The following is a 483-nucleotide window of genomic DNA, read 5'->3' as shown; positions in this document are numbered from 1 at the left end:
GACGCCCGGGCCGGGGAGATGACGTGGCCGACGCCGTCGCCGAACGCGGAGAGCGCGGAGTAGGCGAAGACGCCCGCGCCGAGCTTGGCCGCGCCGTGCGGGCCGCCCTTGTAGACGGGCAGGTAGAAGGTGAGCGGGTTGGCCAGGTGCGGGGCCACCTCGCGGGAGACCGCGCGGCGCTCGAAGTGGTTCTCCGCGACCAGCTTGACCGCGCCGGTCTGGAGGTAGCGCAGACCGCCGTGGAGCAGCTTGGAGGAGGAGGAGGAGGTGGCGCCGGCGAAGTCACCGGCGTCCACCAGAGCCACCCGCAGCCCGGACTGCGCGGCATGCCAGGCGGTGGAGATGCCCAGGATGCCACCGCCGATGACCAGGAGGTCGTACGTCGCCCGGGACAGCTGCTCCCGGGTTTCGGCGCGGCTCGGCAGGGAGCCGGAGGCCGGGTGCGTTCCGAGGGCGGGAACGCTCTGCAGGGTGGTCATGGTG

At 73.3% G+C, this 483-nt stretch carries 1 protein-coding gene; it reads right to left on the bottom strand.

What is annotated here, in order from left to right:
* The coding region (locus RNC47_RS36415) for an FAD-dependent oxidoreductase (RefSeq protein ID WP_311605154.1) at positions 1-479 on the bottom strand (479 nt) is incomplete at its 3' end.
* Positions 480-483 lie beyond the last annotated feature (4 nt).

The organism is Streptomyces millisiae (assembly GCF_031845425.1).
In the GTDB taxonomy this organism is placed as follows: domain Bacteria; phylum Actinomycetota; class Actinomycetes; order Streptomycetales; family Streptomycetaceae; genus Streptomyces; species Streptomyces millisiae.
The sequence above is the reverse complement of the archived record's forward strand: the minus strand, read 5'-3'. Positions and strand labels throughout refer to the sequence as shown.